Source organism: Demequina pilifera (genome assembly GCF_048814985.1).
In the GTDB taxonomy this organism is placed as follows: domain Bacteria; phylum Actinomycetota; class Actinomycetes; order Actinomycetales; family Demequinaceae; genus Demequina.
In genome coordinates, this window is the sequence record NZ_JBMDTW010000003.1 from 274,690 (window position 1) to 300,385 (window position 25,696).

The following is a 25,696-nucleotide window of genomic DNA, read 5'->3' on the forward strand; positions in this document are numbered from 1 at the left end:
CGCCGGACACCGACGCGGGCTCGGGCGATCGATCCCTGATCGTCACGGGCTCGCTCTACATCACCGTCGAGGATCCGCTAGTGGCAGCCGATCAGGCGGTACAGATCGTGCAGAGCGCGGGAGGGCGCATCGACGCTCGCAATGAGACCGCCGCCGACGAGTACCAAGGCGGCTCCGCCTCCCTCACGCTGCGCATTCCCGACGACAGTCTCGACGCCGTGGTCGACGACCTCCGCGCGCTCGGGACCGTCGACGAGTTCTCCACGCAGTCCCGCGACGTCACCACCGAGGTGACGGACCTGGACACCAGGATCTCCACGCTGCGCGACTCGACCGCCCGCATCCAGAGCCTGCTGCTCGAGGCCGAGGACATCGAGGATGTCATCACTCTCGAGGACGAGCTCTCGCGTCGGCAGGCGGAGCTCGAGAGCCTGGAAGCGCAGCAACGAGGGCTGGCCGACCGGGTGTCGATGTCGACCATCGAACTGTCTCTCACGACCGAGCCCGTCGTGATCGTCGACGACTCTCCCCAGACCTTCGGCGACGGCCTGGAGTCCGGGTGGGATGCGCTCGTGGGGTTCTTCTCGGCGGCGCTGGTGATCGCTGGCGTGCTGCTGCCGTGGGTGGCGCTGATCGCTCTCGTGACGCTCGTGGCGGTGGCCGTCGTGCGGGCGCGACGCTCCCGCGCCGCTGCTCAGGTGCCCGCGTCCCAGTCGCCGGAGACTGCGGCGCGCACGACGGGCACGCCGCAGGCGACGGACCGCACGGACCCCCAGTAGCCCCGGGGAAGGCGAGGACCGTCAGCTACAGCGTGGCGACGACCTCCACGGTCGAACCGGCCGGCGCGTAGGGCACGGTGTTGCCCTCGATGCCCACGCCGTCGACGGTGAGCGTCGCACCCTTCGCGCCGGTGCTCTTCACGGTGATGACGTAGGTCGCTCCACGCGCCTGACGGCGCACGGTGTACTCGCCGACCTCTTCGCCGATGCACGGGTCGACGACCAGCCCGTCGTAGTCGGCGCGCACGCCCAGCAGGTACTGGGAGACGGTCACGAAGTTCCATGAGGCGGTGCCGGTGAGCCACGAGTTCTTGGCCTCCCCGTGACGCGAGGCATCCTTCCCGGCGATCATCTGCGCGTACACGTACGGCTCGAGGCGGTGCACGTCTGAGATCTCCTCGCGGTACGCGGGAGTGATCTGCTTGTAGTACTGCCACGCGTGCTCGGCGCGACCCACCACGGTCTCCGCGATGATCACCCATGGGTTGTTGTGGCAGAAGATCCCGCCGTTCTCCTTGTAGCCCGGCGGGTAGGTCGACACCTCGCCCAGCTCGATCTGGTAGCTCGTGTAGGCCGGGTTCTGCAGCACCATGCCGTGCGGGGTGTTCAGCCGCTCGCGGCACGAGTCCAGCGCCTTGATGGCCTTGCCGTCGTCCACGCCGATGCCGCCCATGATGCAGAAGCCCTGCGGCTCGATCCAGATCTGGCCCTCGGCGTTCTCGTGCGAGCCCACCTTGTTGCCGTAGAAGTCGTACGCACGCAGGAACCACTCGCCGTCCCAGCCGTGGTCGATCACCGCCTGCTTCATGTCGGCGATGGCATTCTCCGCCCGCTCGGCCTCCGCATCGTCCCCGCGCCGGCGCGCGAGCGCGGCGTACTCCGGGCCGATGGCCGCGAACATGCCCGCGATGAAGACCGACTCGGCGACTCCCCCGGCCTTGTTCTCGGTGGTCTGGAAGGACTCGCCGGGAGTCGAGGAGAAGCAGTTGAGGTTCAGGCAGTCGTTCCAGTCCGCCCGGCCGATGAGCGGCAGCCCGTGCGGGCCGGCCTTCTCGAGCGGGTGGTTGAAACTCCTCTTGAGGTGCTCCATCAGCGGCGCGGCACGCGATTCGTCGTTGTCGAAGGGCACCATCTCGTCGAGGATCGCGAAGTCGCCGGTCTCCTTGATGTAGGCGGCGACCCCGAGGATCAGCCACAGCGGGTCGTCATTGAAGCCCGAGCCGAGAGCGTGATTGCCGCGCTTGGTCAGCGGCTGGTACTGGTGGTAGGCGCTGCCGTCCTCGAACTGCGTGGACGCGATGTCGATGATCCGCTCCCGGGCGCGCTCGGGCACCAGGTGCACGAACCCCAGGAGGTCCTGGCTTGAGTCGCGGAAGCCCATGCCGCGGCCCATGCCGGTCTCGAAATACGAAGCCGAGCGCGACATGTTGTAGGTCACCATGCACTGGTACTGGTTCCAGATGTTGACCATGCGGTCGAGCTTCTCGTCGCCCGACTCCACGGTGTAGCTGCCCAGCAGCCCGTCCCAGTACTCGTTCAGGCGTGCGAACTCGGCGTCGGTCTTGGCGTTGTCGTCGAACCGCGCGAGCAGCTCGCGGGCGGGTGCCTTGTTGACGACCCCCGGCGACTCCCACTTGTCGTCCTCAGCGTTCTCGAGGTAGCCCAGGACGAAGGTGTACTGGCGCGACTCGCCCGGCGCGAGGTCGGCTTCGAGGTGATGCGACGCCACGGGATACCAGCCGGACGCCACCGAGTCCTCGGACTTCCCGGCGTGCGGCACCGCGGCCTCGTGGAAGCCGTTGCCGTAGCCCAGGTACGCGTCGCGGTCCGTGTCGAAGCCCGCGATGGGCGCGTTGACCGCATACATCGCGTAGTGGTTGCGGCGCTCGCGGTACTCGGTGGTGTGGAAGATCGCGCCGTCCACGACCTCCACCTCGCCGATGCTGAGGTTGCGCTGGTAGTTGGTCTGGTCGTCCTCGGCGTTCCACAGACAGAACTCGACGAAGCTGAACAGGTCCACCGACTTGGGGGCGTCTGAACGGTTGGTGAGCGTCACCTGGTGGATCTCGGCGTTGATGTCGACGGGAACGAAGAACAGCACCGAAGCCTCGAGGCCGCCGCGCTCGCCGGTGATGCGCGTGTAGCCCATGCCGTGGCGCGTCTCGAAGCGGTCGAGGTCCTTCTTGTACGGACGGTACGAGGGGCTCCATACGTCGCCGCCGTCGTTGATCGAGAAGTACCGGCCGCCGTCGTCGACGGGGATGTTGTTGTAGCGGTAGCGCGTGAGGCGACGCATCTTCGCGTCGCGGTAGAAGCTGTATCCCCCGCCCGTGTGCGAGACGAGCCCAAAGAACTCCTGCGACCCCAGGTAGTTGATCCAGGGGTAGGGGGTGTGCGGAGTCGTGATGACGTACTCGCGCGCTTCATCGTCGAAGTGACCGAACTGCATGGGGGTAGAACCTTCCGCCAAGGTGTGTAAGCCGCATCCCACTCTAGCCGAAGTCGAAACGTTGCGATGAAACTTGCGCTGACCACTTCAGGCGGCCGATGCGCGGGGACCCTGGGCGCGCGAGCGGCACCCCGGTAGGTTGTCCCCATGCTGCTCTCCGATCGCGACATCCGCTCCCAGATCGACTCCGGCCGGGTCGCCCTCGATCCGTACGAGCCCGACATGATTCAGCCGTCGTCGATCGACGTGCGGCTCGACAGGTTCTTCCGGATCTTCGACAACCACAAGTACGCCGCGATCGACCCGTCCGTCGAGCAGCCCGACCTCACTCGGCTCATCGAGGTCGACGACGCCCGCCCGTTCGTGCTGCACCCCGGCGAGTTCGTGCTGGGCTCGACGTACGAGTCCGTGACGCTACCCGACGACATCGCGGCGCGGCTCGAGGGCAAGTCGTCGCTGGGGCGGCTGGGACTGCTCACTCACTCGACGGCCGGCTTCATCGACCCGGGCTTCGAGGGCAACGTCACGCTCGAGCTGTCCAACACCGCGACGCTGCCCATCAACCTGTGGCCCGGGATGAAGATCGGCCAGCTGTGCTTCTTCCAGCTGTCCTCCGCCGCCGAGCACCCCTACGGCTCGGACAAGTACGGCTCGCGCTACCGCGGCCAGCGCGGCCCCACCGCGAGCCGCAGCTTCCAGAACTTCCACCGCACCGCAATGTGAGACAGCTCGTGATCTAGCAGCATCACGTCGCCACCGGGCGTGGAAGGCCTCAGTCGATGCCATCACAGTCCCCCCGGTGCGCATATCATCCCTGCTAGGCTCCCCGCCAAGCGATGATGCGAGGGAAGAGATGACGGACGAGCGCGAGCACCAGAACGATCCGCAGCCGGCAGACCCCTTCGCCGCTCCGCCGCGTGCAAGACGGGAAGAACCTGGCGCAGCACCCGGACCCGGCTACGCCGCCCCACCGTCGCCCGCGCACGCAGTCCCCCACCAACCGGCAGCCGGGTGGTACCCGGATCCGTGGGACCCGACGAAGCACCGCTACTGGGATGGTTCAGAGTGGCGAGCCGGACGGGCTCCCGCTCCGCGCGAGCCCCGCAGCCGACGGTCGCGCGCAGCGATCGCCGGGATCGTGGCCGGAGTCGTGATCGTCGTGGGAGGGGGCATCGCCGCGGTCGCCCTGTTGCTGCCTCGCGTGGAGGACGCCGCATACGCCGCCCTGAGCGGAGACGCGGGCGCGCGCGAATTGGAGACTGAGGTGCCTTCCGGCTGGAGCGCAGTGCCCGTCATGGGCGGTACCGGGACAGTCAAGCATGACCCCGCGTGGGAGGACGTGGCCGAATACTTCGACGCGCAGGCCATGGAGACGGAGATGGCGGTTCAGACCGGTGTCGATGTCGCATTTCACGGCGCATGGCTCGTCGCCGGTGACCTCGAGGGCGACAGCACCGCCCTTGTCGTCCTCAGCATCGCGGACGTCGGCGGAGCCTCGTCAGCGCGGCTCGAAGCACGCGCTTTCGTCGGCAGTTCGACCTTCGGCATCGAGGGCGCCGAGACGACGTCCGAGGGCCCTGTGCGCACGGCCGCCGGCTATACGGGCTACCTCGCGGAGTACGAGTTTCCGATGTACGGCAAGACCTGGCCGAACATGGTTGGCGTCGTGGTCGAGGGCAACAGCCAGTTGGTGGTCTACACGCTCGGCTCATCGACCACCGGCTCCGGAGACGAAAGCGTAGAAGCGGTGCTCGACTCGCTCCAGATCGTCGAGCGGCGGTAGCGCCAAGCCAGCCACCGCATCGGCGTTATGCTGATCGGGCAACGACAGGGGAGCGCTTCCCGTGAGGGACCAGAGCGCTGAGAGTGCGGACCAGCCGCAGACCCTCGAACCTGATCCGGATGATGCCGGCGTAGGGAGTCGAGACTCGTCCCCTCCTACTCGTGGGAGGTTCCACATATGCGCGTACTGCGCACCGCGACCGCACTGGCGGTCACTGCATCCTTCGTCCTCGTCGCGGGCTGTTCCGGCGACGAACCCGCCGACCCCTCGCCTGAGCCGAGCGGCACCGAGGGCTCAGCCACCGCATCGGCCGCAGGCGATGGCGACGCCGTCACCGTCGTCACGCACGATAGCTTCGCGGTGCCGGACGACGTCCTCGCCGCGTTCGAGGAGGAGTCCGGCCTCGAGGTCACGTTCGTGCAGCCGGGCGACGCCGGCACCCTGGTCAACCAGCTGATCCTCACCAAGGACGCCCCGCTGGGCGACGTCGTGTTCGGCGTCGACAACACGTTTGCGTCGCGCGCCATCGACGAGGGCGTGTTCGCCGAGTACGAATCCGCGGCCCCGGCGGCGGCCGACGCCGCCGAGTACGCCGTGGCGGACTCACAGGCGCTCACCGCGATCGACTACTCCGACGTGTGCCTCAACTACGACATCGGCTGGTTCGAGGAGACGGGCGCCGAGGTGCCCGCCACGCTCGGCCACCTCGCCGACCCCCAGTACAACGGCGTGCTCTCCGTCACCAACCCCGCCACCTCGTCGCCGGGGCTCGCGTTCCTGCTGGCCACGGTCGCCGAGTTCGGCGAGGACGGCTGGGAGGACTACTGGCGCACCCTCGTCGACAACGACGTGCGCGTGACGTCGTCGTGGTCCGACACGTACTTCGTGGACTTCTCCGCGCCCAACTATGGGGGCGACTATCCCGTCGTGCTGAGCTACGCCTCGTCCCCGCCGTCCGAGGTCGTCGACGGCGAGCCCACCACCGCGGCGATGCTCGACACGTGCTTCCGGCAGGTGGAGTACGCAGGGCTCCTCGAGGGCGCCGAGAACCCCGAGGGCGGCCAGGCCGTCATCGATTGGATGCTCTCCGACGACTTCCAGGCGAGCGTGCCCGAGAACATGTACGTCTACCCCGTCTCCTCGCAGGTCGAGGTGCCCGCGGAGTGGGCCGAGTTCGCGCCGCTGGCCGACGCGCCGCACACCATGGACCCCGAGGTCATCTCCGCGAACCGCGAGGCGTGGATCGAGTCCTGGACCGAGATCGTCCTCGACTGATTCCGGTCCGGGGAACGCGATGAGGGCGCTGCGGCTCCACCACTCACTGGGGTGGTGGGCGCTCGCCGCGGTGCCCCTCGCGTTCCTGGGGCTGTTCTTCCTGTGGCCGCTCGCGGCGGTCATGGGGCGGGGGCTGCTCGACGGCGGGCTGGACGTCGCCGGCCTCGCCGGCGTCGTCACGTCCGCGCGCACGGCCGATGCGGTGGTCACCACGCTCGCGCTCGCGGCGGCGGGCACGTCGGGTGCGCTGCTGCTCGGGCTGCCCGGCGCCTACGCGCTGTACCGCCTGCGCTGGCGGGGCCAGACCGTGGTGCGCGCCTTGGCCGCCGTTCCGTTCGTGCTCCCCACCGTGGTGGTGGCCGCGGCCTTCACCGCGCTGTTGGGGCGATCGGGGCCGCTGAGCGGTCTGGGTCTCGACCAGTCGCCCGTCGCGATCGCCGCCGCCCTGGTGTTCTACAACGTCGCGGTGGTGATCAGGGTGGTCGGGGGCACGTGGGCGAGCCTCGACCCCTCGACGGCCGATGCGGCCCGCACCTTGGGCGCGGACCGGCGCCGGGCGTTCACCCACGTCACGCTGCCGGCGCTCGCGCCGTCGATCGGCTCCGCCGCGGCCGTCGTGTTCCTGTTCTGCGCCACATCCTTCGGTGTGGTGCTGGTGCTCGGCGGCACTCGGGTGCGGACCATCGAGACCGAGATCTACCTGCAGGTGAACCAGTTCCTGGACCTGCGCGCCGCGGCCGTCCTGTCGGTGCTGCAGCTGGTGTTCGTCGCCCTCGCGCTGGGCGGGGCCGAGTGGGCCCGACGTCGCCGCGAGCGCTCGCTGGGCACCAAGCGGCTCGACGGCACCCGCCCGCTGGCCGGCAGCCGGGACCGCTGGGTGCTGGGCGGAATCCTCGCAGTCCTGACCGCCGTGCTCGCCACTCCCCTGTGGGCGCTGATCGAGCGGTCGCTGCGAACGCGTGACGGTCACGGCCCGGACCACTACGTGGCGCTGCTCACCGACTCCGGGCTGGGATCGCTGCCCGTGCCGATGTGGCAGGCCGCGGTGAACTCCCTGATGGCCGCGACCGTGGCCGCGGCCATCGCGACCTTCCTGGGGCTCATCGTCGCCGCGCTGCTGACGCGTCGCACCGGCCGATCGACCGCGCTCGACTCGATCATCATGCTGCCGCTCGGCGTGAGCGCGGTGGTGGTGGGACTCGGCATGCTGCTGACGCTGAATCGCTCGGTGCTGGGCGTGGACCTGCGCGGGTCGTGGTGGCTCGTGCCGATCGCGCAGGCCGTCGTCGCGCTGCCGCTCGTGGCCCGCACCCTGGTGCCGGCGGCGCGCGGCATCCCCGCGTCGATGCGTGCGGCGGCGGGAACCCTCGGCGCGTCTCCGTGGCAGGTGTGGCGCGCGGTGGACTGGCCCCTGCTCAAGCGGCCCTTCGGCCTCGCGACCGGCTTCGGCTTCGCGATCGCGCTCGGCGAGTTCGGAGCCACGACCTTCGTGGCGCGGCCGGATCACCCCACGCTCACCACGGCGATCTACCGGCTGCTCGGCAGGCCGGGGATCGAGAACATCGGCATGGCCTTCGCGGCCGCCGTGGTGCTCGCGGCGATGACCGCAGCCGTCATGATGGCATCGGAGGGTCTCCGGACCCAGGTGGGAGCGGATCTGTGACGGGACTCGATGTGCGGGACGTGTCGGTGGTCTACCCCGGGCGTCCGCCGGTCGTGGCGGTCGACTCGGTGTCGCTACATGTCGAGCGAGGCGAGATCGTCGCCCTCCTGGGCCCCTCCGGATGCGGAAAGTCGTCCCTGCTCGGTGCCGTCGTGGGCACGGTGCCCCCCGCATCGGGCGCCGTCCTGTGGGCGGGCGAGGACCTCACGCACGTACCCGTGCACCGACGCCACTTCGGCATGATCTTCCAGGACGGTCAGCTGTTCCCCCACCGGACGGTGGCGGGCAACGTCGCATTCGGGCTCGAGATGCAGCGCACCCCCAAGGCCGAGCGTGCGGAGCGCGTCGCGCGGCTGCTGGAGACCGTGGGGCTCACGGGATACGAGGACCGGCCGGTCACCGACCTCTCCGGCGGGCAGCGCCAGCGCGTCGCTCTCGCGCGATCGCTCGCGCCTGGCCCGCGTCTGCTCGCGCTCGACGAGCCGCTGTCCTCTCTTGACGCCGACCTGCGGGCCCGGCTCGCGACGGAGGTGCGCGACATCCTGCTGGCCGCGGGGACCACCGCGATCGTCGTGACTCACGATCCCGACGAGGCGTCGACCATGGCGACCCGGGTGGTGCGCATGGAGGACGGCCGGCTGCTGTAGAGCGAGCCCGATCCCCTCCCACACCACCATGCCGCACGCCCCCTCCCACGCCACCATGCCGACGGGCCGGATCAACTGAGCGTGCCCGGCGGGGGCACGCACGCAAGTCGCGGTCGCGGCTCAGTTGATCCGGCCGGTCGGAGCGAGGCAGCGCCACCGAGGTGGCTCGAGGGCCGTGCGCGACTCAGCAGTCGCAGGCGATGCGCTGGCCGGCCCGAGCCGCCGGCGCCGCAAGCGGGTCGGGCGCCTGGGTCGCGTCGACGTCGACCCGCCGGCCCTCGACCTCGATCACGCGGTCCACCGGGAGCCCCTCGCGCGCCCAGTACTCGAAGCCGCCGATCATCTCCTTGACCGCGTAGCCGAGTTCGCTGATCAGGAGCCCGGCCCGCGTCGCGCCGTTGCACCCCGGGCCCCAGCAGTAGACGACGATCCCGCTGTCGGGACCGGCCACCTCGGGAATCTTCGCGGCGAGCTGCGCCTTGGGGATGTGGAGGGCCCCATGGGCGTGCCCCTGGTCCCAGGCGACCTGGTCGCGCGTGTCGACGAGCACCAGGGACGGGTCGCGCGCCTCGAGCGCCGCGTGCACGTCCGACGGATCGGTCTCGAAGGCGAGCTTGGCGGCGAAGTGAGCTGCGGCCTCGGCGGGAGTCGTCATGATCGGGACGCTACTCGGGGCCACCGCGGCCAGTCGAGCGTCGCGTGGCACCAGCGCGAGTCGCCACTGACTTGAGCGGGTTCGACTCAACTTTGGCGCCGTCGGCTTGACAGGCTTTCCCTGACGTGGATACTTGAGCGTAGGCGGCTCAAGTTACGGGCCGGCAGACGTCGCGGTCGGAGAGGCCGCAGAAGAAGGAGGACAGCAATGTCACGAGCAGTAGGCATCGACCTGGGCACCACGAACTCCGTGGTGACCGTCCTGGAGGGCGGCGAGCCCACCGTCATCGCGAACGCCGAGGGCGCTCGCACCACCCCGTCAGTGGTCGCGTTCTCGAAGACCGGCGAGGTGCTGGTGGGCGAGATCGCCAAGCGCCAGGCCGTCACCAACGTGGACCGCACCATCGCGTCCGTCAAGCGCCACATGGGCACCGACTGGTCGACCGAGATCGACGACAAGAAGTACAACGCGCAGGAGATCTCCGCGCGCATCCTCGGCAAGCTCAAGCGCGACGCGGAGGAGTACCTGGGCGAGAAGGTCACCGAGGCCGTCATCACGGTCCCCGCCTACTTCAACGACGCCGAGCGCCAGGCGACCAAGGACGCCGGCGAGATCGCGGGCCTCAAGGTCCAGCGCATCGTCAACGAGCCCACCGCCGCCGCGCTCGCCTACGGGCTGGACCGCGGCAAGGAGGACGAGCTCATCCTGGTCTTCGACCTGGGTGGCGGCACGTTCGACGTGTCCCTGCTCGAGGTCGGCAAGGACGAGGACGAGTTCTCGACCATTCAGGTCCGCGCGACCGCCGGCGACAACCGCCTCGGCGGCGACGACTGGGACCAGAGGGTCGTCGACCACCTCATCAAGGAGGTCAAGAACTCCGAGGGCGTCGACCTCGCCAAGGACAAGTCCGCGGTGCAGCGCCTGCGCGAGGCCGCAGAGCAGGCCAAGAAGGAGCTGTCGAGCGCGACCAGCACCAACATCTCGCTCCAGTACCTGTCGATCGGCGAGAACGGACCCGTCCACCTGGACACCCGCCTCACCCGCGCGCAGTTCCAGCAGATGACTCAGGACCTCATCGAGCGCACCAAGGCGCCCTTCGAGCAGGTCATCAAGGACGCCGGCATCAAGCTGTCCGACATCGACCACGTGGTGCTCGTGGGCGGCTCGACCCGCATGCCCGCGGTCTCCGACGTCGTCAAGGAGCTGACCGGTGGCCAGGAGGCCAACAAGGGCGTCAACCCCGACGAGGTCGTCGCCGTGGGTGCCGCGCTGCAGGCCGGCGTCATCTCCGGTGAGCGCAAGGACGTGCTGCTCATCGACGTCACCCCCCTGAGCCTCGGCATCGAGACCAAGGGCGGCGTGATGACCACGCTGATCGAGCGCAACACCGCGATCCCCACCAAGTCGTCCGAGGTCTTCTCGACCGCCGAGGACAACCAGCCGTCGGTGCTCGTGCAGGTCTACCAGGGTGAGCGCCAGTTCGCCCGCGACAACAAGATGCTCGGCACGTTCGAGCTGGGCGGCATCGCGCCGGCCCCGCGCGGCGTTCCCCAGATCGAGGTCACGTTCGACATCGACGCCAACGGCATCGTGCACGTGGGCGCGAAGGACCGCGGCACCGGCAAGGAGCAGTCGATCACGGTGACCGGCGGCTCGGCCCTGTCGAAGGAAGACATCGAGCAGATGGTCAAGGACGCGGAGGAGCACGCGGACGAGGACAAGAAGCGTCGCGAGGAGGCGGAGACCCGCAACAACGCCGAGACCTTCGCGTACTCGACGGAGAAGATCCTCTCCGAGAACGAGGACAAAGTCCCGGCCGAGACGGCCGAGGAGGTCAAGACCGCGATCGCCGACGTCAAGACGGCGCTCGAGGGCGACGACGCCGAGGACATCAAGGCCAAGCACGATGTCCTGGTCGAGAAGGCACAGAAGATCGGCGAGGCCGTCTACGCGGCCGAGCAGGCCGAGGGTGCGGACGGGGCCGAGGGCGCCGAAGGCACACCGACCGGCGACGGGCAGGAGTCCGCTCCCGAGTCCGACGACGATGTGGTTGACGCCGAGATCGTCGACGACGAGGACGACAAGAAGTAGCGACGCCAAGCGACGGATGCGGGCCACTCCCGCATCCGTCGCCGCGGCCGCTCACGGAGGCTCACATGACAGACGATAATCAGAAGCCCGACGACAACCCGGACGAGAACCCGGAGCCCGAGAACGGCGACGACAACGATTCGCTGGCCCAGGCTGAGGCGATCGTGAACGACGCCGCTGCCGACTACGACACCCAAGGCGGCGACGCCGACAAGGACGAGCAGGACGCAGCCGATGCGATCGACCGCGCCCAGCAGATGGCCGCGGCGCACCTCGCCGACCTGCAGCGGCTGCAGGCCGAGTACGTCAACTACCGCAAGCGCGTGGACCGCGACCGCGAGGTCGCGGGGGACGTGGCCGCCGCGAAGATGGTGGAGGCGCTGATCCCCGCGCTGGACGACATCGCGGGTGCGCGCGAGCACGGCGACCTCGACGAGGGCCCGTTCAAGGCCATCGCCGCCAAGCTCGAGGAGGCGCTCGCCCGGTTCGGGTGGTCGTCCTATGGCGAGGCCGGGGAGGAGTTCGACCCCCAGCTCCACGAGGCGCTGATGTCTCAGCCGTCGACCGAGGTCGAGGTCCCCACGATTCAGCACGTGGCCCAGCCCGGTCACCGGATCGGCGATCGCGTGGTGCGCGCCGCACGCGTGATCGTCGCGCAGCCCGAGTAACCCACCGACACCAGGCGAGAGGAGGCGTGCAGTGACGAGTCAGGACTGGTTCAGCAAGGACTTCTATTCGGCGCTGGGCGTCCCCAAAGACGCCAGCCCGGAGCAGATCAAGAAGGCGTACCGCAAGCTCGCCCGCGATCTCCACCCGGACCGCCACCCTGGGGACACGGCGTCGGAGAACCGCTTCAAGGAAGTGGGCGAGGCCTACGGCGTGCTGTCCGACCCCAAGCAGCGCCAGCAGTATGACGCCGTGCGGGCGATGGGCGGCGGCGGACCCCGCTTCCAGGCCGGAGGCGCCGGAGGGGCCGGATTCGAGGACGTGTTCTCGGGCATGTTCGGCGGTGGAGCCGGTGGTCCGGGTGGCGCCGGCGGAGCGGGCGGCCAGCAGTACCGGGCTCAGGGCTTCGAGGACATGCTGGGCAACCTCTTCGGGGGCGGATTCCAGCGAGGGCCGGTCAAGGGCACGGACATCGCCGCGACGACGGAGGTGACGTTCCGCCAGGCTGCGGAGGGTGCCACCATCACGCTGCGCACCACCACCGGAGACATCACCACTCGTCTTCCGGTAGGAGTGCGAGACGGTCAGAAGATCCGCCTGCGCGGCAAGGGTCGGCCAGGTCAGAGCGGCGGACCGGCGGGCGACCTGATCCTCACGGTCCGCGTCTCCAAGCACCCGGTGTTCACCGCCGAGGGCCGCAACCTGCGCGTGAAAGTGCCCGTCACGTTCGACGAGGCCTCTCTCGGCGCGACCGTCGAGGTGCCCACCCTCGACGGCACCCGCGTCAAGGTCAAGGTCGCCGCCGGCACGCCCAGCGGAAAGACGCTGCGCGTCAAGGGCCGCGGGCTCCAGGCCAAGGACGGCGTGGGGGACCTGCTCGCGACCATCGAGGTCGCGGTGCCGAGCAAGCTGGGCCGCAAGGCCAAGGAGATCCTCCAGGCCTTCGCCCTGGAGACCGCCCAGGACGACCCGCGCAAGGACCTGTACCGGGACGCGGCGAAGTAGGACGGCCGATGCGCGCATCGGCGATAGATTGATCGCACCGCAGGTGCGGCCAAGGAGGGAGGCGCCGTGGACAAGCCAGACGTCGACGAGCCCGTCTTCCAGATCTCCGCGGCCGCCGAACTCGCGAGCATGCACGCCCAGACGCTGCGCCAGTACGACCGACTGGGCCTGGTGATCCCCAGGCGACGCCCCGGGGGCGGCCGTCGCTACTCCCTGCGAGACGTCGCGACCCTGCGCCAGATCCAGCGAATGAGCCAGGACGAGGGCATCAACCTCGAAGGCATCAAACGCATCCTGGCGCTCCAGAAGCGGGTCGACCGCTTGGAGGCCGAGGTCGAGAAGCTGCGACCGCGCGCCGACACGGGTTCGCGCATCTTCGCCTCCGGGCCCACGGGCTCTGTCGTGATCGTCGAGCGCGGTCATCGCGCGCGGCGGGACGAGGGGCGCTCCTTGGTGCTGTGGCGCTCCGTGAACCGCGAGAGTCAGGACTGACCCCGCCACCCAGGACCGTCTGAACGGCCGACTCGCTGTCCACGCAAGCGACGCGGTCGCGTCGGGTCGTGGCGCCGGGAGCGCCTTCGCGTACCTCACCGTCCCCTCGCGCAGTGCCGGCACCTCGCGCACGCGGCCCGCGGCCGCGAGAACCGGCGCGCCCCGGCTGGGGGTTGAGTTGCGGCCACCCAACCTATAGATTTCGAGGACTGATGAGCGTCTCACCGGATCGCCGCGTCACGCCCGACGTCCTCCTGCTGGGGCCGATGCGGGTGCTGGTAGGCGAGCACGAATGCCCAGTGCGGGGCGGCAAGCAGCGGGCGCTCCTGGCACGGCTTGTGCTGAATGACGGCCGCGCGGTCTCCGTCGAAGCGCTCGCCGACGATCTGTGGAGGGGCGACCCTCCGCGCGACACCGCGCACGCCGTTCAGGCTCATGTGTCGCGACTGCGCGCGACGATCGCCGCGGACGTCGAGTTCGTCGATGGTGCGGGCTATCGCCTGGCGCGCGACAGCGTCGCGACTGACGCGCGCGCGTTCCTGAAGGCGAGCGAGCACGGCCGGGCGCTGCTCGATCAGGGTCGCGGCGAGGATGCGGTGGCGCGTCTCGACGAGGCCCTCGCACTCTGGCGCGGCCCCGCGCTCGGGGACCTGGCCACGGTCACTGGGCTGCGTCCGTTCGCGCTGCAGCTGGAGGAGAGGCGGCGCAGCGCCGTCTCCCACCGTGTCGACGCGATGCTGGCGTGCCACCGAGGCGAGGCCGTGATCGGAGAGCTGCGCACGGCTCTCGAGGCGGACCCGCTGCAGGAGCACTGCTGGCGACAGCTGATGCTCGCGCTGCATCAGGCGGAGCGCCATCGCGAGGCTCTGGCCACGTATCACTCCGCCCGCGAGGCCTTCATCGAGGAGCTGGGAACCGAGCCCTCGCCCGACCTGTCGGACCTCCACGTCGCGATCCTCCGTCGCGAGGTTCCCGGGGATCCGGGAACCCCCGCACCTCCGGCACGGCCCCGGGTCGAGCGCGCCCCCGACCAGGGATCGCTCGTCGGCCGCGACCACGCGCTGCAGCTGGTCGAATCGGCATGGCGCGAGAGCAACGCCGGGCTGCGGGTCGTGACCCTCAGCGGTGAGCCCGGCGTGGGAAAGACCCGACTGGCCGCCGAGTTCGCGTCGCTTGCGCGAGCCGCCGGCGCTCAGTCGCTGAGCGGCCGCTGCAGTCGGGACTCCGTCGCGCCGTATGAGCCGTTCGCGGACATCCTGCGCGCGTCTCTCACGAACGAGCACGCACGGGCCGACGAGAAGATGCGTCGGCACGCTGCCGGGCTCACGCGCGTGCTCGCCGACTTCGCGGAGGTCTTCCCCGAGGGCGCGGCGGGCGCCACGGCGCTGGGCGCAGACGCTGAGTACCGTTCGATGGATGCGGTCGCGGCCTGGCTGTCCGCTCGCGCAATGGAGCGACCGCTCGTCATGGTCATCGACGACCTCCAGTGGGCCGACGACCAGACGATGCTGCTGCTCCACCACCTGATGCGCAGCCCCCGAGGCATTCATGTGCTGATCATCGTCACTGTGCGCGATCCCCACCTCGTTCCGAGCACGGCCGCTCAGGGGGAGCCCCGTGATCTCCTACCGGAGCTCCTACGGCAGTCGGACGTCGTCACGCATGTGCCGTTGGAGACGCTCACCGACCACGAGACCGGGCTGCTGCTCGCACACGAGGTGGGCAGGCATGGCGAGCCCGCACCCTTGCCGGCGTGGGCCGAGGCCCACGTCCGGACCGCATCGGGCGGAAACCCGCTGTTCGTGGTCGAGCTTGCGAGGCAACTGCTGGCGGCCGCCCCCGCCTCACTCCAGGAGGTGCCGCAGACGCCGCCCGGCCTGCGCGACGTCATCGAATCACACGTGAGCGCCTTGCCGAATGGCACGCAGTCGCTGCTGCGACGGGCGGCCGTGATCGGGACGGAGTTCGAGTCTGAGATCCTTGCGCGGGTCTGCGACCAGGACCGGGACGCCGTGGACCGCGCGCTCGATCCGATGATCCGGGCGCGTCTCATCGCGCCTGTCGAGAGTGGCGGGCTCCGATTCGCCTTCAGCCACGACGTCGTGCGGACCGTGCTGTACGAGACGATGCCTCCGATGGAGCGCGCCCGCCTTCACACTCAGATCGCGGACGTGCTCGAGAGCAGGCCCGGCCACCACCGGCTCCACGAACTCGCGCATCACCATCGGATGTCGGATGACCCTCGCGCGTCGACCAAGGCGGCGCGCTGCCTGGGTGCGGCCGGCGTCGACGCTCTCGAGCGAGGTGCGCCCGCAGTCGCCGAAAGGGCGTTCACCGATGCGCTCGCGCTCATCGGGCCGGGCGAAGGCGCCGAGCGGTGCGACCTGCTGATCGGCCTTGGGCGCGCTCAACTCCACAGCGCCCGACCAGGCTTCAGGTCGACGCTGCTGGAGGCGGCGCGTCTCGCCGCGGAGCTCGCGGACCCGGACAGGCTGACGGCCGCGGTCTTGGCCAATAGCCGTGGGTGGTGGTCGAGCACCACCGAGATCGACCACGAACGGCTGGCCGGGATTGAAACCGCGCTGTCCTCGTGCGACCCGGACGATCTCGCCATCCGTGCTCAACTGCTGGCCGCATGGGCGACGGAGAACGTCCGTGATCCCGCCAGCCGCGACGATGTCCTGGACGCGAGCGCCAGCGCGCTCGCCCTGGCCGAGTCCTCGGGCGACACGGCGGCGCTCGCCCTGGCGCTGAAGTATCGCTTCCAGGTGACCTATGCACTCTTCGAGGAACCGGTGAACTGCGTGTTGACCGCCGAGCGGCTGCTCGACCTCGCTCGCCGCAGCGGCGACCGCGGGCTGCGGCTGGGCGCAGCGCTGTGCGTGGCGCAATCGACCATGCGCGTCGGTGAGTTCTCCGCTTCCGATCGCCACCTCACCCAGGCGTCTCAGCTCGCAATCGCCCTCAACCAGCCGCCGCAGCGTTGGCTCACCAGCGCATGGAGCGCTATGCGGCTCGTCGTCAGGGGACAGTGGGATGCCGCCGAGGCGCTGATCGCAGAGACCTACGAGTTCGGCACGCGAACGGAACAGGCGGACGCATTCACGTGGTTCGCCGGTCAGCTGTTCACCCTGCGGATGATGCAGAATCGCCTTCCGGAGATCGCCGATCAGGTGCATGCGCAGGTCGACGGCATGGCCGGCGCGATTCCCGCCTGGAGGGCGGCCCTGGCACTGACGCTGGTGCGAACCGACGCCCTCGACGACGCCGCGGCGATCCTCCACGACTTCGCCGGGCGGTCCTTCTCCCAGCTCCCTCAGGACATGCTGTGGCTCAATGGCATGTGCTACCTGAGCATGACCTGCGAAGTGGTGGGCGACCCCGCGACGGCCGCCGATCTCTACCGCGCCCTCCTTCCTCACGCCGGCCTGGTGGCGAACAACGGCACCATCGACGCCGGACCGGTCGACCTCCAGCTCGGCGTGCTGGCGCGGCAGGCGGGGGACGTGGACGCTTCCGCCCGCCACTTCCACGATGCGGCCGCGCTGTGCCGGCGCATCGACGCCCCCGCGTGGCTCGAGCAGGTGGAGAGCCGGCTCGTCGCGGCCTGAGGTGTGAGCGCCGTGTGAGCGCACCCTGTCACAGTCCGGTGTGAACCCATGCCACCACGCGACACGAGGAGCTGCGTTGACCTTCGCCACACGACCATCACGGCGGCCAGATCGACGGCACGGCGCCAGAAGGGCCGCCGCAATCGGCGCCGCCGTCTCACTGAGCATTCTCGCGGCTGCGCCCGCCGCGCACGCGGCGCCGGGGGACGAGGTGAACGTCCCGGACGCGGCGCTCCTGGCGTGCATCAACGATGAGCTGGGCGAAGGCCCCCCGCACCCTGCGACCGAAGGCGAGTTCGCGACGATCGCGTCGCTGGCGTGCACCGACGAGGGCGTGAGCGATCTGACCGGACTCGAGTTCCTCACGGGCGCGACCTCGCTGAACCTCAGCAACAACGACATCGACGATCTCACTCCCCTGGAGAACCTGCCGAGCCTCCAGACCTTGACTCTCAACAGCAACCCCATCACCGACGTCGGTCCGCTCTCCGGACTCACCACGCTCACGAGCCTCGACATTCAGAACGCGTCCGTGCTGGTCGACGTGAGTCCGCTCGCCTCCCTCACAGGGCTCGAGCAGCTGAGGATCCACGGGAACGACATCGTCGACGTCAGCCCGCTCGCGGGGCTCACCTCGCTCACCAACCTGTCGCTGTTCATGAATGGGATCACGGACATCGGGCCACTCAGCAATCTCACGTCACTCGAGCTGCTGGGCATCTACTACAACGACATCGACGATCTCAGTGCGGTCGAGAACATGACGGCGCTGCACACCCTGCGGGCGCAGTACAACGACATCACCGATCTCAGTGCGCTTGAGAATCTCACCGCGCTCACGGATCTCGGCCTGTCCGACAACGACATCACCGACCTCGCGCCACTGGACGACCTCGTGGCGTTGGAGCGGCTGTACCTGCAGAACAACCAGATCACCGACGTGGCACCGCTCCAGAACCTGACCACTCTCGAGACGCTGCGACTGCAGAACAACCAGATCTCCGACCTGACACCACTGTCCGGCATGTCGGCGCTGACCGACCTGACGCTCGAAGGCAACCGCATCAGCGACGCCAGCGTCCTCGGGGGGCTCGGGGCGCTCACTGACGTCGACGTCCATGACCAGGCAGTCGACGTGGGCGACGTGGCCGTCGGTGCGGCGGTCCCCAATGTGGTGGTCGGCTTCGACGGCTCGCCCGTGCCTCTCGACTCTCTGTACGACGCCGGCACCGACACCTTCACGCCCGATACTGCGGGGCCCGGCACCGTCGATTGGAACGGCGGCAGCGGCGACTTCTCCGGCACGCTGAGCTTCAACGCAGACACCACGGTCGCTATGCCGGACGATGCGCTGCGCGAGTGCGTGAACAACGCGCTCGGCCAGGCCCCCACCGACACGATCACGCACACTCAGGCCGCCGGTGTGGACACCATCGTCTGCCTGAACGCTGGCGTGGTCGACCTCACGGGCCTGGAGGCCTTCACGGGGCTGACCTCGGCGAGCCTGAGCAGCAACGACATCACCGACATCACCCCTCTCGAGAACCTCACGGGTCTGGAGACGCTGCTGATCCAACTGAACGACATCGAGGACCTGACGCCTCTCGATGGCCTGACCAACCTGGTGTGGCTGTCGCTGTACAGCAACAGCATCACCGATGTGTCGCCCCTGGAGGATCTGGCATCGCTCGAACGCCTGAGCCTGTTCGACAACGCCGTATCCGACGTCAGCCCCCTCGCATCCCTGCCGGTCATCGAGGAGTTGAACCTCGACTCCAACGAGGTCGTCGATGTGAGCCCGCTCGCCGGGCTGACCACGCTGCGCGATCTGGGGCTGGCGCAGAACTCGGTCTCCGACGTGAGCCCGCTGTCGGCGCTGCAAGACCTCATCTACCTGAGGGTCGAGGGCAACCGCATCGCGGACATCAGCCCACTCGCCGGGATCGGCGCGGAGGTCGACTACCGCAACCAGACCGTGAACCTCGGCGAGCTGGTGGTCGGGGAGCCTCAGGCGAACCCCGTGATCGGGCTCGACGGGCAACCCGTCACACTCGCGGCGCTCTACGACTCCACGTCGAACACGTTCACTCCGGACGTCCTAGGCGACGGCACCGTGGCGTGGGGCACCGACTTCGCTCCGTTCGCGGGCGTGCTGCTGTTCACCGCCGTTCCCGCTGAGGAGACTCCGGCCCCCGACGTCGATGGCACTGACGACGAGATCGTGGATGAAGTGGTCGACGAGGCGGTCGAAGACCAGACGCCGATCCTTGCCGAATCGGGAGTCGCGCTCTCCCCCGGTGGCGCGCTGGGAGGAGCACTCGCACTGCTCATCGCGGGTGCCGCAGCCCTAGGAATCGGCCGACGCCGGGTGTGAGCCTCGCGCGGCCGCGGTTGGACCTCGAACAGCGCGGTCTCGCGCCCCCGCGTCGGAGGGTCTGGCACCGCCCTCAGCACGGTGCCAGACCCTCCTCCGGGCCGTCATCGCCTAGCGCTGCAGCGACTCCATGAGCGCGCAGGCGTACGCGTGTGTTCCGGGGAGAGATTCGACCCACACGCGCGGGGGCTGACGCATCAGGCTGTCGACGTTCATGTCGATCGCCCGTTCCCCCAAGTGCACTCGCAGCGACGCGAGGCCATCGCCGAGCGTCTCGTCGCGCTCAACGAGCACGGCGTAGAGTCCGTCGCTCAGGCGAGCCATCGGGTGGCCTTCGCCGTAAGCGCCGCGGAGTGCTGCACCGGTCGCGGCGTTGCGCGCGATGCGCTGCCACGGGTCCGTGTTCTCGACAGAGACGTCAACGATGACAAGTGCGTGCGTCTCGTTCACGACATGCTCGAACCGAGCAGCCGCACCGTAGACCTCAGCGAGGCGCTGGAGCAGGTACTCGGCGGTTCCAAGCCCCGACTCGGCGTCGGTCATGATGGGCGCATCCATCGTCGGGACGGTGCCTGCCGTCCACCCCTCGCACAGCGAACGGATCGAGCGGATAGGTGCAGACTCATAGCCTGCGGCGCGGAACAGCACCGCCATGTCGTCGATCGCCTCGGTGATGCCCACGCCGGCAGCGGAGCGCGCCTGCCCCAGCCGGTACGCAGCCGGCGCGGTGTCCAGGCGGGCCTCGAGCGACTCGACAAGGGCATCGGCGGCCGGCGTGTACCAGTCACCGGGGCGGAGCCACACCGTGTCGATGCTCGCGCTTTCCCACCTCTGCAGGAGTGCACGCGATCCCGGATCCGGGAGGGGCGTTTCGCTGTTCATGCCCCATGAGACGGGCGGGCCACCGGGCTATGACGCGACTTTCGCAAGTATTTTTCTCGCCTGCCTCATGGGGCAAATGTGACCAATTGCGCTCCGCAGGCCTTGCTATGCGGACAGTGTTCCAGCGAACATGGATGCACATTCCTCGGAGTTGCCGTGGAAGGGGCCCCAGAATATGTCGTCGGAGGCGATCGCGCTGTGGACGGAGACGTCCAGCGATCCCGAGTTGATCGCAGGCGTGCGCGCCGGCGACTCGGCGGCCTTTGGCGTGCTCTACGAACGTCACGCTGCCGCCGCGCGGAAGGTCGCCGCTCAGTACACGAATGCCGCGAGCGATGTGGACGACGTCGTGTCGGAGGCCTTCGCCCGCGTGCTGCGGGCGCTGCAGCGCGGTGACGGTCCCGACCTTGCATTCCGCGCGTACCTGTTCACCATCGTCCGGCGCACGGGCATGGACATCATCGACAAGGGCATCCGCACCAAGCCGCGGGATGACATGTCCCCGTACGAGTCGACGATCGGCTACGGAGCCTCGTCGGATGAGCCGACGCTCGAGGGCTTCGAGCACGGCATGGTGGCCCACGCGTACACGTCTCTGCCCGAACGATGGCAGGCGGTGCTCTGGTACACGGAGGTGGAGAAGAAGAGTCCGCGCGAGATCGCTCCGCTGCTCGGGCTCAGCGCGAACGGTGTCGCCGCTCTCGCCTACCGGGCACGCGAGGCGCTGAGGCAGGCGTATCTGCAACAGCACCTGGGAACATCAGAGGACACTGCGTGCCTCGAAGCCAACACCCAGCTCGGCGCCTTCGTCCGCGGCGGGCTGTCCAACCGGGAGCAGGCGCGGGTCAACGCGCACGTCAGTGTCTGCGAGCGCTGCACGGCGCTCGTCACCGAGCTCGAGGACGTCAACCGCGGCATGCGCGGAATCATCGCGCCCCTGTTCATGGGAGTCCTCGGCGCCGGCGCTCTCGAAGGGGGCCTGCCCATCGGCGGCGCGCTGGGATCGCAGGCCGCCGGGACTGTGGGGACGACGGGTGCCGGCGGCGCAGGCGCAGCCGGCGCCGGCGCCACGACCACGGGAGCCACCGCTGGCGCGAGTGGATTGGCGGGACTGCTTGGAGTGGCCTCGCAGTTGGCTCTGCCCGTCGCCGCGGCCGTCGGCGTGACTGCGCTCGCTCTCAGCGGTGCGAGCATCCTGGGTTGGCTCTCGCCGGGCGACGACTTTGACGAACCGGGCAGCCCGGTCCTGGCTGCCGAGTCGCCGACGCCCACGCCCGATTCGAGCGGAGGCACCACGCCGTCGCCCGAGGCGTCGCCGAGCACCGTGCCTTCTCCTTCGGCCAGCCCCGACGCCGCCGACGACCCGCCGGTCAGTGAGGCCCCGACAACGCCACCGGGCGCCGATGCGCCCCTCCGCGGCGATGGCAGTGTTCCGGGCGATCAGGACTCGGGGGCAAGCGGGGCTTCTCCCGGCGACGGAGACGGCAACCCGTACACGGGCGGTGTGGGCCCCGGCACGGGCGGAGAAGAGCCCGGCACCGGCGGCGAGGAACCCGGCACCGGCGGCGAGGAACCCGGCACCGGCGGCGAGGAACCCGGCACCGGCGGCGAGGAACCCGGCACCGGCGGCGAGGAACCCGGCACCGGCGGCGCACCGCGGTTGTCGATCGGCAAGTCTCCGCTGGACTACCTCGAGATCTCTCGGACATCACCGTCAGTGTCGCTCACGGTCGCCAACGACGGTGACGGTGCGGCACAGACCGTATCGGCGCAGATCAGCTTGCCCGACGGCCTTCAGGTCGCCGCCCCGGCCGGCGGCGCAGGGTTCGCACTCGCCACCCACGAGCGGGTGTCTGCCTTCGTCGACTATGCCGCGACCAGCACCCTCAGCGTTGACGGCTGGGAGTGCACGGTCGCCGCTGATGCGGCGCAAGCAACCTGCAGCCTCGACTCCATCGAGCCGGGTGCGACTGCCTCCCTCTCGCTGGAGGTGATGATCGCCGCCGAGGAGCTGGACGAGGATTCATTCACGGTGTTCGACGTCCGCGCGGGGGACCACCGCGAGACCTACTCGGTGCGCACCGCCCTCTCTCCTCACAGCGACGACTCGAACCCCCTTGATCCCGGCTACGCGGACGGAGGTGGGCTCGCGGTCGCGCAGTTCGGTGGAACGGTGATGGGTTGCGATGCCGCTCCCCTGCAGATGCCTGCACAGAGCGCATGCCGCACCGTCATGGACACGTTCAGCCCCCAGTCCATCGCTCGCCAGACCAACAACGACTGGAACATGGTGCAGCTGAACGAGAACGGCGGCACGACCAACTCGGGCACCACCACCATCACTCTCCCCCCCAACGCGACGGTGAAGGCCGCGTTCCTCGAGTGGTCGGCGAACCGCTACGTCCATCCCACGGATGCCCAGCCGTCCGACACGTGGACGGGACCACTCGACTCTGCGCGTGTGCGGCTGGACTCGGGACAGTTCGTGGACGTCACGGCAGACACGGTTGACGACGGAATCGTCGAGGAGAACAGGCAGTACTACCTGTCCCGTGCCGACGTCACCGACCTTGTCGCGAGCGCCAGCGGCCAGACCCTCACCGTCGCCGACATCGCAGTCTCAGAGACCACCCGCGAGCGCAATGTGAAGACCTACTATGGCGGCTTCACCGTCACGATCGTCTACGAGGATCCCGCTCAGCCTGAGACCTCGGAGGTGGCGCTGTTCGAGGGTCCGCACTGGGTGAAGAGCTCCTCCCCCGTGGCCATCCGGTTCCATGCCGACGAGGGCGCGCTGGTGACGCCGTCGTGGACGGCATTCGAAGGCGACCGGGGGAACAAGGGCGACTCGATGCGTCTCGGGGGCGACGACTTCCAGCCACTTGGACCCGACGGCAACGGTGCGGTGGGGCCACGCGACTCCGGTGACATCGCCGATTCGACCGCGTTCGGTTCCCCATGGGGCAACACGCTGGGGGTCGATGCGAAGCCCTTCAGCACCAAGGTCATCACGCGCGGCGGGATCCACACGCTGACCACATCGACGTCCGGTGACAACTTCATGATCGGCACTCTCGCGATCACGCTGGTTCCGCGTGGCGGTGACTCAGCGCCCTGACGCCCCCGCCCGCCGGAAATCACCCTTCATCTGGCAGTGCGGGCAGGGTCTGGACTCCAGTCCATCTCCAGCTGGCGGGCGGTGCGCAGCGCCATCGGCTCGCCGAGCGTCAGCGACACGATGTGCAACGCCATGTGCATTCCCGACGTCAAGCCGCCACTGGTGATGATGCGGCCCGCATCGACCCAGCGCATGCCGTCCACTGCGCCCGCCACGCCCGCTTCGCGCAGCGCGTCGACATCCTCCCAGTGAGTGGTGGCGGGGAGATCGTCGATCAGACCCTGCTTCGCAAGAAGGAACGCACCAGTGCACACCGATGTCGTCAGTTCTGCCTCGTCGGCCAGCGTGCGCACGGACGCGCCGATGACCTCTTCGCCGAGTGCGGCGTCGACATCGATCGTGCCGGGGATCACCACCACGTCGTAGTCGCGGGATTCGTCGGCGTCACCGAGGGCGGTCAGTGTCATGCCGCCGTACGCGACCACGTCGTGGCCGCCGGGGCTCACGAGCTCGACGGAGAAAGTCGGCGCGTCGCCATCCCGCTCCGCGAGCCGCGAAGCCGTCAGGAACACCTCATACGGCCCGCCGGCGTCGACGATGTCAAAGCCGTCGTACACGAGGATGCCGATGCGCGCGGTCATGCGCCCACCGTAGCCGCCACGTGGCGGGCGTCGACACGCAACGACGGCAGCGCGCCCGTCACGATCCGCCTCAGCGGACGACCTCGCCCGAGGTGCGTGGCCGCACCACCAGCCACAGGCTCACGTGCGCCACGGCCAAGGCTCCCAGCATGACGATCGCCATCGACGTGGCGGACGCCCCCAGCACGCCGACGATGGGCGACAACAGCCCCGCGACGCCGAAGTTCATGGCGCCGATGAGCGATGCCGCCGTGCCAGCCTCCGAACCGTGCTTCTCGAGCGCCATCACCTGGACGGACGGCATGATGAAGCCCAGCGGCGACACGACGAAGAACAGCGGGATGATCACTCCGAGCAGCCCCAGGTCGAGGGCCGCGAACAGCAGCAACGCCAGCGCTCCGCCGGTCATGACGATGATGCCCGCCGTGGCGACGGCACGCGGCGCCACCACCCGCATCAGGCGCGCCGCGAGCTGCGTGCCCGCGACCACGCCGATCGAGTTGAGGCCGAACACGACGCCGTACTGCTGCGCGCTGAGTCCGAACTGGTCCTGCAGGACGAAGGAGGATCCCGAGAGGTAGGCGAAGAGCGTGGTGAACGTCATGGCGCCCACCACCGCGACGCCCACGAAGGCGCGATCGGTCAGCAGCCGACGGTAGCGCGCGCGCATGGCCGCGAGGCCGGGACCGCCGCGCTGGCTGGCCGGCCTGGTTTCGCGCAGCTTCAGGCCAGCGATGGAGGCGATCAGGACCCCATACAGCGCGAGCACCACGAAGATCTCCCGCCAGTCCACGACGCGCAGGAGCTGCGAACCAATCACCGGGGCGAGCACGGGTGCGAGACCCGTCACCAGCGCCATGCGCGACAGCATGCGGATGAGTCGCTGACCGTTGAAGAGGTCCCGCACGATCGCCATCGCCACCACCGCGGGGCCGGCGGCGCCGATTCCCTGGAGAACCCTGCCCACCAGCACCCACTCGACGGTGGGGGCGAACACCACGAAGATGCTGGCGAGGATGTGCACCACGGTGGCCAACATGAGCGGCAGCTTGCGTCCGAACGCGTCACTGAGCGGACCCACGACCAGCTGGCCCACTCCGAAGCCGATCGTCGTGGCAGTGAGGGTCAGCTGGATCGCGGCATCACTCGCCGCGAGGTCGCGTGCCACCTCGGGGAAGGCGGGCAGGTACAGGTCGATCGTGAAGGGCCCGAGCGCGACGAGCGCACCCAGGATGAGGATGTACGCGACGCGCTCGCGACGGGTCAGGGTGTCGCCGAAGGAGGGGGTGGGAACCGACGTGGCGGCGGGCTCAGTACGCAGGGTCAAACCGGAGTTCTTTTCTTGAGTGGGGCGGCTATGCCGAGTTCATCAGACGGATCGCGATCAGAGCAAGAGCTCGATCAGCGGGACACGTGGATCAACACCGTCAGCACCAGTGTATTCCCGACCACCTGGTAAGTCGAATTGCGTTCCCCGATGTTCACCCCTCCGCGGCGCGTCTACGCGCCACGACCGCGCCGACGCAGAAGAGGGGGGGGGGGGGGGGGGGGGGGGGGGGGGGGGG

The 25,696-nt window shown here is 69.2% G+C and carries 18 protein-coding genes, 1 pseudogene and 1 riboswitch; of the genes and pseudogenes, 14 read left to right on the top strand and 5 right to left on the bottom strand.

Going from position 1 to position 25,696, the window contains the following annotated elements; all coding sequences use genetic code 11:
- Nucleotides 1-779, top strand: a 779-nt coding sequence (locus ACNI14_RS06570) for a DUF4349 domain-containing protein (RefSeq protein WP_420519155.1), incomplete at its 5' end; no start/stop codon positions are given.
- A 25-nt stretch (nucleotides 780-804) separates the two neighbouring features.
- Here the strand turns inward: ACNI14_RS06570 and ACNI14_RS06575 are convergent.
- A complete protein-coding gene (locus ACNI14_RS06575) occupies nucleotides 805-3,228 on the bottom strand; it encodes a glycoside hydrolase family 94 protein (protein WP_420519156.1) in 2,424 nt (807 codons plus the stop codon).
- A 147-nt stretch (nucleotides 3,229-3,375) separates the two neighbouring features.
- On the opposite strand from ACNI14_RS06575, the gene dcd reads away from it, so the two are divergent.
- The 6 genes and pseudogenes from dcd (at nucleotide 3,376) to ACNI14_RS06605 (ending at nucleotide 8,596) form a co-directional block, all read left to right on the top strand.
- Nucleotides 3,376-3,951, top strand: coding sequence for a dCTP deaminase (gene dcd / locus ACNI14_RS06580; RefSeq protein WP_420519157.1), 576 nt, complete (start codon nucleotides 3,376-3,378; stop codon nucleotides 3,949-3,951).
- Between the two features lie 130 nt (nucleotides 3,952-4,081).
- Nucleotides 4,082-4,318 (top strand): annotated as a pseudogene (locus ACNI14_RS06585) (DUF2510 domain-containing protein); the annotation flags it as partial.
- Between the two features lie 48 nt (nucleotides 4,319-4,366).
- Nucleotides 4,367-5,011: a hypothetical protein gene (locus ACNI14_RS06590; RefSeq protein WP_420519436.1), complete on the top strand. Its 645-nt coding sequence runs from the start codon at nucleotides 4,367-4,369 to the stop codon at nucleotides 5,009-5,011.
- Nucleotides 5,012-5,047: 36 nt separating this feature from the next.
- A riboswitch (TPP riboswitch) is annotated at nucleotides 5,048-5,165 on the top strand.
- 23 nt (nucleotides 5,166-5,188) lie between these two features.
- On the top strand, nucleotides 5,189-6,286 hold the full coding sequence (locus tag ACNI14_RS06595; RefSeq protein WP_420519158.1) for a thiamine ABC transporter substrate-binding protein: 1,098 nt from the start codon (nucleotides 5,189-5,191) through the stop codon (nucleotides 6,284-6,286).
- 19 nt (nucleotides 6,287-6,305) lie between these two features.
- Complete coding sequence (locus ACNI14_RS06600; protein WP_420519159.1) at nucleotides 6,306-7,949, top strand: ABC transporter permease; 1,644 nt, start codon at nucleotides 6,306-6,308, stop codon at nucleotides 7,947-7,949.
- Entirely contained in the window at nucleotides 7,946-8,596 is a 651-nt protein-coding gene (locus tag ACNI14_RS06605) for an ABC transporter ATP-binding protein (protein WP_420519160.1), read from the top strand. Before ACNI14_RS06600 ends, ACNI14_RS06605 begins: the two co-directional genes overlap by 4 nt.
- 184 nt (nucleotides 8,597-8,780) lie before the next feature.
- Here ACNI14_RS06605 and ACNI14_RS06610 read toward each other — a convergent pair whose 3' ends face one another.
- Complete coding sequence (locus ACNI14_RS06610) at nucleotides 8,781-9,251, bottom strand: rhodanese-like domain-containing protein (RefSeq protein WP_420519161.1); 471 nt, start codon at nucleotides 9,249-9,251, stop codon at nucleotides 8,781-8,783.
- 207 nt (nucleotides 9,252-9,458) lie between these two features.
- On the opposite strand from ACNI14_RS06610, the gene dnaK reads away from it, so the two are divergent.
- The 6 genes from dnaK (at nucleotide 9,459) to ACNI14_RS06640 (ending at nucleotide 19,490) form a co-directional block, all read left to right on the top strand.
- On the top strand, nucleotides 9,459-11,342 hold the full coding sequence (gene dnaK, locus ACNI14_RS06615; protein WP_420519162.1) for a molecular chaperone DnaK: 1,884 nt from the start codon (nucleotides 9,459-9,461) through the stop codon (nucleotides 11,340-11,342).
- 65 nt (nucleotides 11,343-11,407) lie between these two features.
- The gene (locus tag ACNI14_RS06620) at nucleotides 11,408-12,010 is read left to right on the top strand and encodes a nucleotide exchange factor GrpE (protein WP_420519163.1); all 603 of its coding nucleotides are present in this window, start codon (nucleotides 11,408-11,410) and stop codon (nucleotides 12,008-12,010) included.
- A gap of 31 nt (nucleotides 12,011-12,041) precedes the next feature.
- The gene (locus ACNI14_RS06625) at nucleotides 12,042-13,013 is read left to right on the top strand and encodes a DnaJ C-terminal domain-containing protein (RefSeq protein ID WP_420519164.1); all 972 of its coding nucleotides are present in this window, start codon (nucleotides 12,042-12,044) and stop codon (nucleotides 13,011-13,013) included.
- Between the two features lie 66 nt (nucleotides 13,014-13,079).
- Complete coding sequence (locus tag ACNI14_RS06630) at nucleotides 13,080-13,505, top strand: heat shock protein transcriptional repressor HspR (RefSeq protein ID WP_420519165.1); 426 nt, start codon at nucleotides 13,080-13,082, stop codon at nucleotides 13,503-13,505.
- A 212-nt stretch (nucleotides 13,506-13,717) separates the two neighbouring features.
- The gene (locus ACNI14_RS06635; protein WP_420519166.1) at nucleotides 13,718-17,116 is read left to right on the top strand and encodes an ATP-binding protein; all 3,399 of its coding nucleotides are present in this window, start codon (nucleotides 13,718-13,720) and stop codon (nucleotides 17,114-17,116) included.
- 211 nt (nucleotides 17,117-17,327) lie between these two features.
- Complete coding sequence (locus ACNI14_RS06640) at nucleotides 17,328-19,490, top strand: leucine-rich repeat domain-containing protein (protein ID WP_420519167.1); 2,163 nt, start codon at nucleotides 17,328-17,330, stop codon at nucleotides 19,488-19,490.
- Nucleotides 19,491-19,601: 111 nt separating this feature from the next.
- Here the strand turns inward: ACNI14_RS06640 and ACNI14_RS06645 are convergent, their stop codons facing one another.
- Complete coding sequence (locus ACNI14_RS06645; protein ID WP_420519168.1) at nucleotides 19,602-20,294, bottom strand: hypothetical protein; 693 nt, start codon at nucleotides 20,292-20,294, stop codon at nucleotides 19,602-19,604.
- A gap of 208 nt (nucleotides 20,295-20,502) precedes the next feature.
- Between ACNI14_RS06645 and ACNI14_RS06650 the strand changes: the two genes are divergently transcribed.
- Entirely contained in the window at nucleotides 20,503-23,490 is a 2,988-nt protein-coding gene (locus tag ACNI14_RS06650; protein ID WP_420519169.1) for a sigma-70 family RNA polymerase sigma factor, read from the top strand.
- A 26-nt stretch (nucleotides 23,491-23,516) separates the two neighbouring features.
- On the opposite strand, the gene ACNI14_RS06655 is transcribed toward ACNI14_RS06650, so the two are convergent.
- On the bottom strand, nucleotides 23,517-24,131 hold the full coding sequence (locus ACNI14_RS06655; RefSeq protein ID WP_420519170.1) for a DJ-1/PfpI family protein: 615 nt from the start codon (nucleotides 24,129-24,131) through the stop codon (nucleotides 23,517-23,519).
- Nucleotides 24,132-24,201: 70 nt separating this feature from the next.
- Nucleotides 24,202-25,458, bottom strand: coding sequence for a multidrug effflux MFS transporter (locus tag ACNI14_RS06660; protein WP_420519171.1), 1,257 nt, complete (start codon nucleotides 25,456-25,458; stop codon nucleotides 24,202-24,204).
- Nucleotides 25,459-25,696: the final 238 nt, after the last annotated feature.

Excerpts from the sequence above, each read along its gene's own strand:
- ACNI14_RS06575 (WP_420519156.1), bottom strand. The coding sequence starts at position 3,228 with ATGCAGTTCGGTCACTTCGACGATGAAGCGCGCGAGTACGTCATCACG.
- dcd (WP_420519157.1), top strand. The coding sequence starts at position 3,376 with ATGCTGCTCTCCGATCGCGACATCCGCTCCCAGATCGACTCCGGCCGG.
- ACNI14_RS06595 (WP_420519158.1), top strand. The coding sequence starts at position 5,189 with ATGCGCGTACTGCGCACCGCGACCGCACTGGCGGTCACTGCATCCTTC.
- ACNI14_RS06600 (WP_420519159.1), top strand. The coding sequence starts at position 6,306 with ATGAGGGCGCTGCGGCTCCACCACTCACTGGGGTGGTGGGCGCTCGCC.
- ACNI14_RS06610 (WP_420519161.1), bottom strand. The coding sequence starts at position 9,251 with ATGACGACTCCCGCCGAGGCCGCAGCTCACTTCGCCGCCAAGCTCGCC.
- dnaK (WP_420519162.1), top strand. The coding sequence starts at position 9,459 with ATGTCACGAGCAGTAGGCATCGACCTGGGCACCACGAACTCCGTGGTG.
- ACNI14_RS06620 (WP_420519163.1), top strand. The coding sequence starts at position 11,408 with ATGACAGACGATAATCAGAAGCCCGACGACAACCCGGACGAGAACCCG.
- ACNI14_RS06635 (WP_420519166.1), top strand. The coding sequence starts at position 13,718 with ATGAGCGTCTCACCGGATCGCCGCGTCACGCCCGACGTCCTCCTGCTG.
- ACNI14_RS06650 (WP_420519169.1), top strand. The coding sequence starts at position 20,503 with ATGGATGCACATTCCTCGGAGTTGCCGTGGAAGGGGCCCCAGAATATG.
- ACNI14_RS06655 (WP_420519170.1), bottom strand. The coding sequence starts at position 24,131 with ATGACCGCGCGCATCGGCATCCTCGTGTACGACGGCTTTGACATCGTC.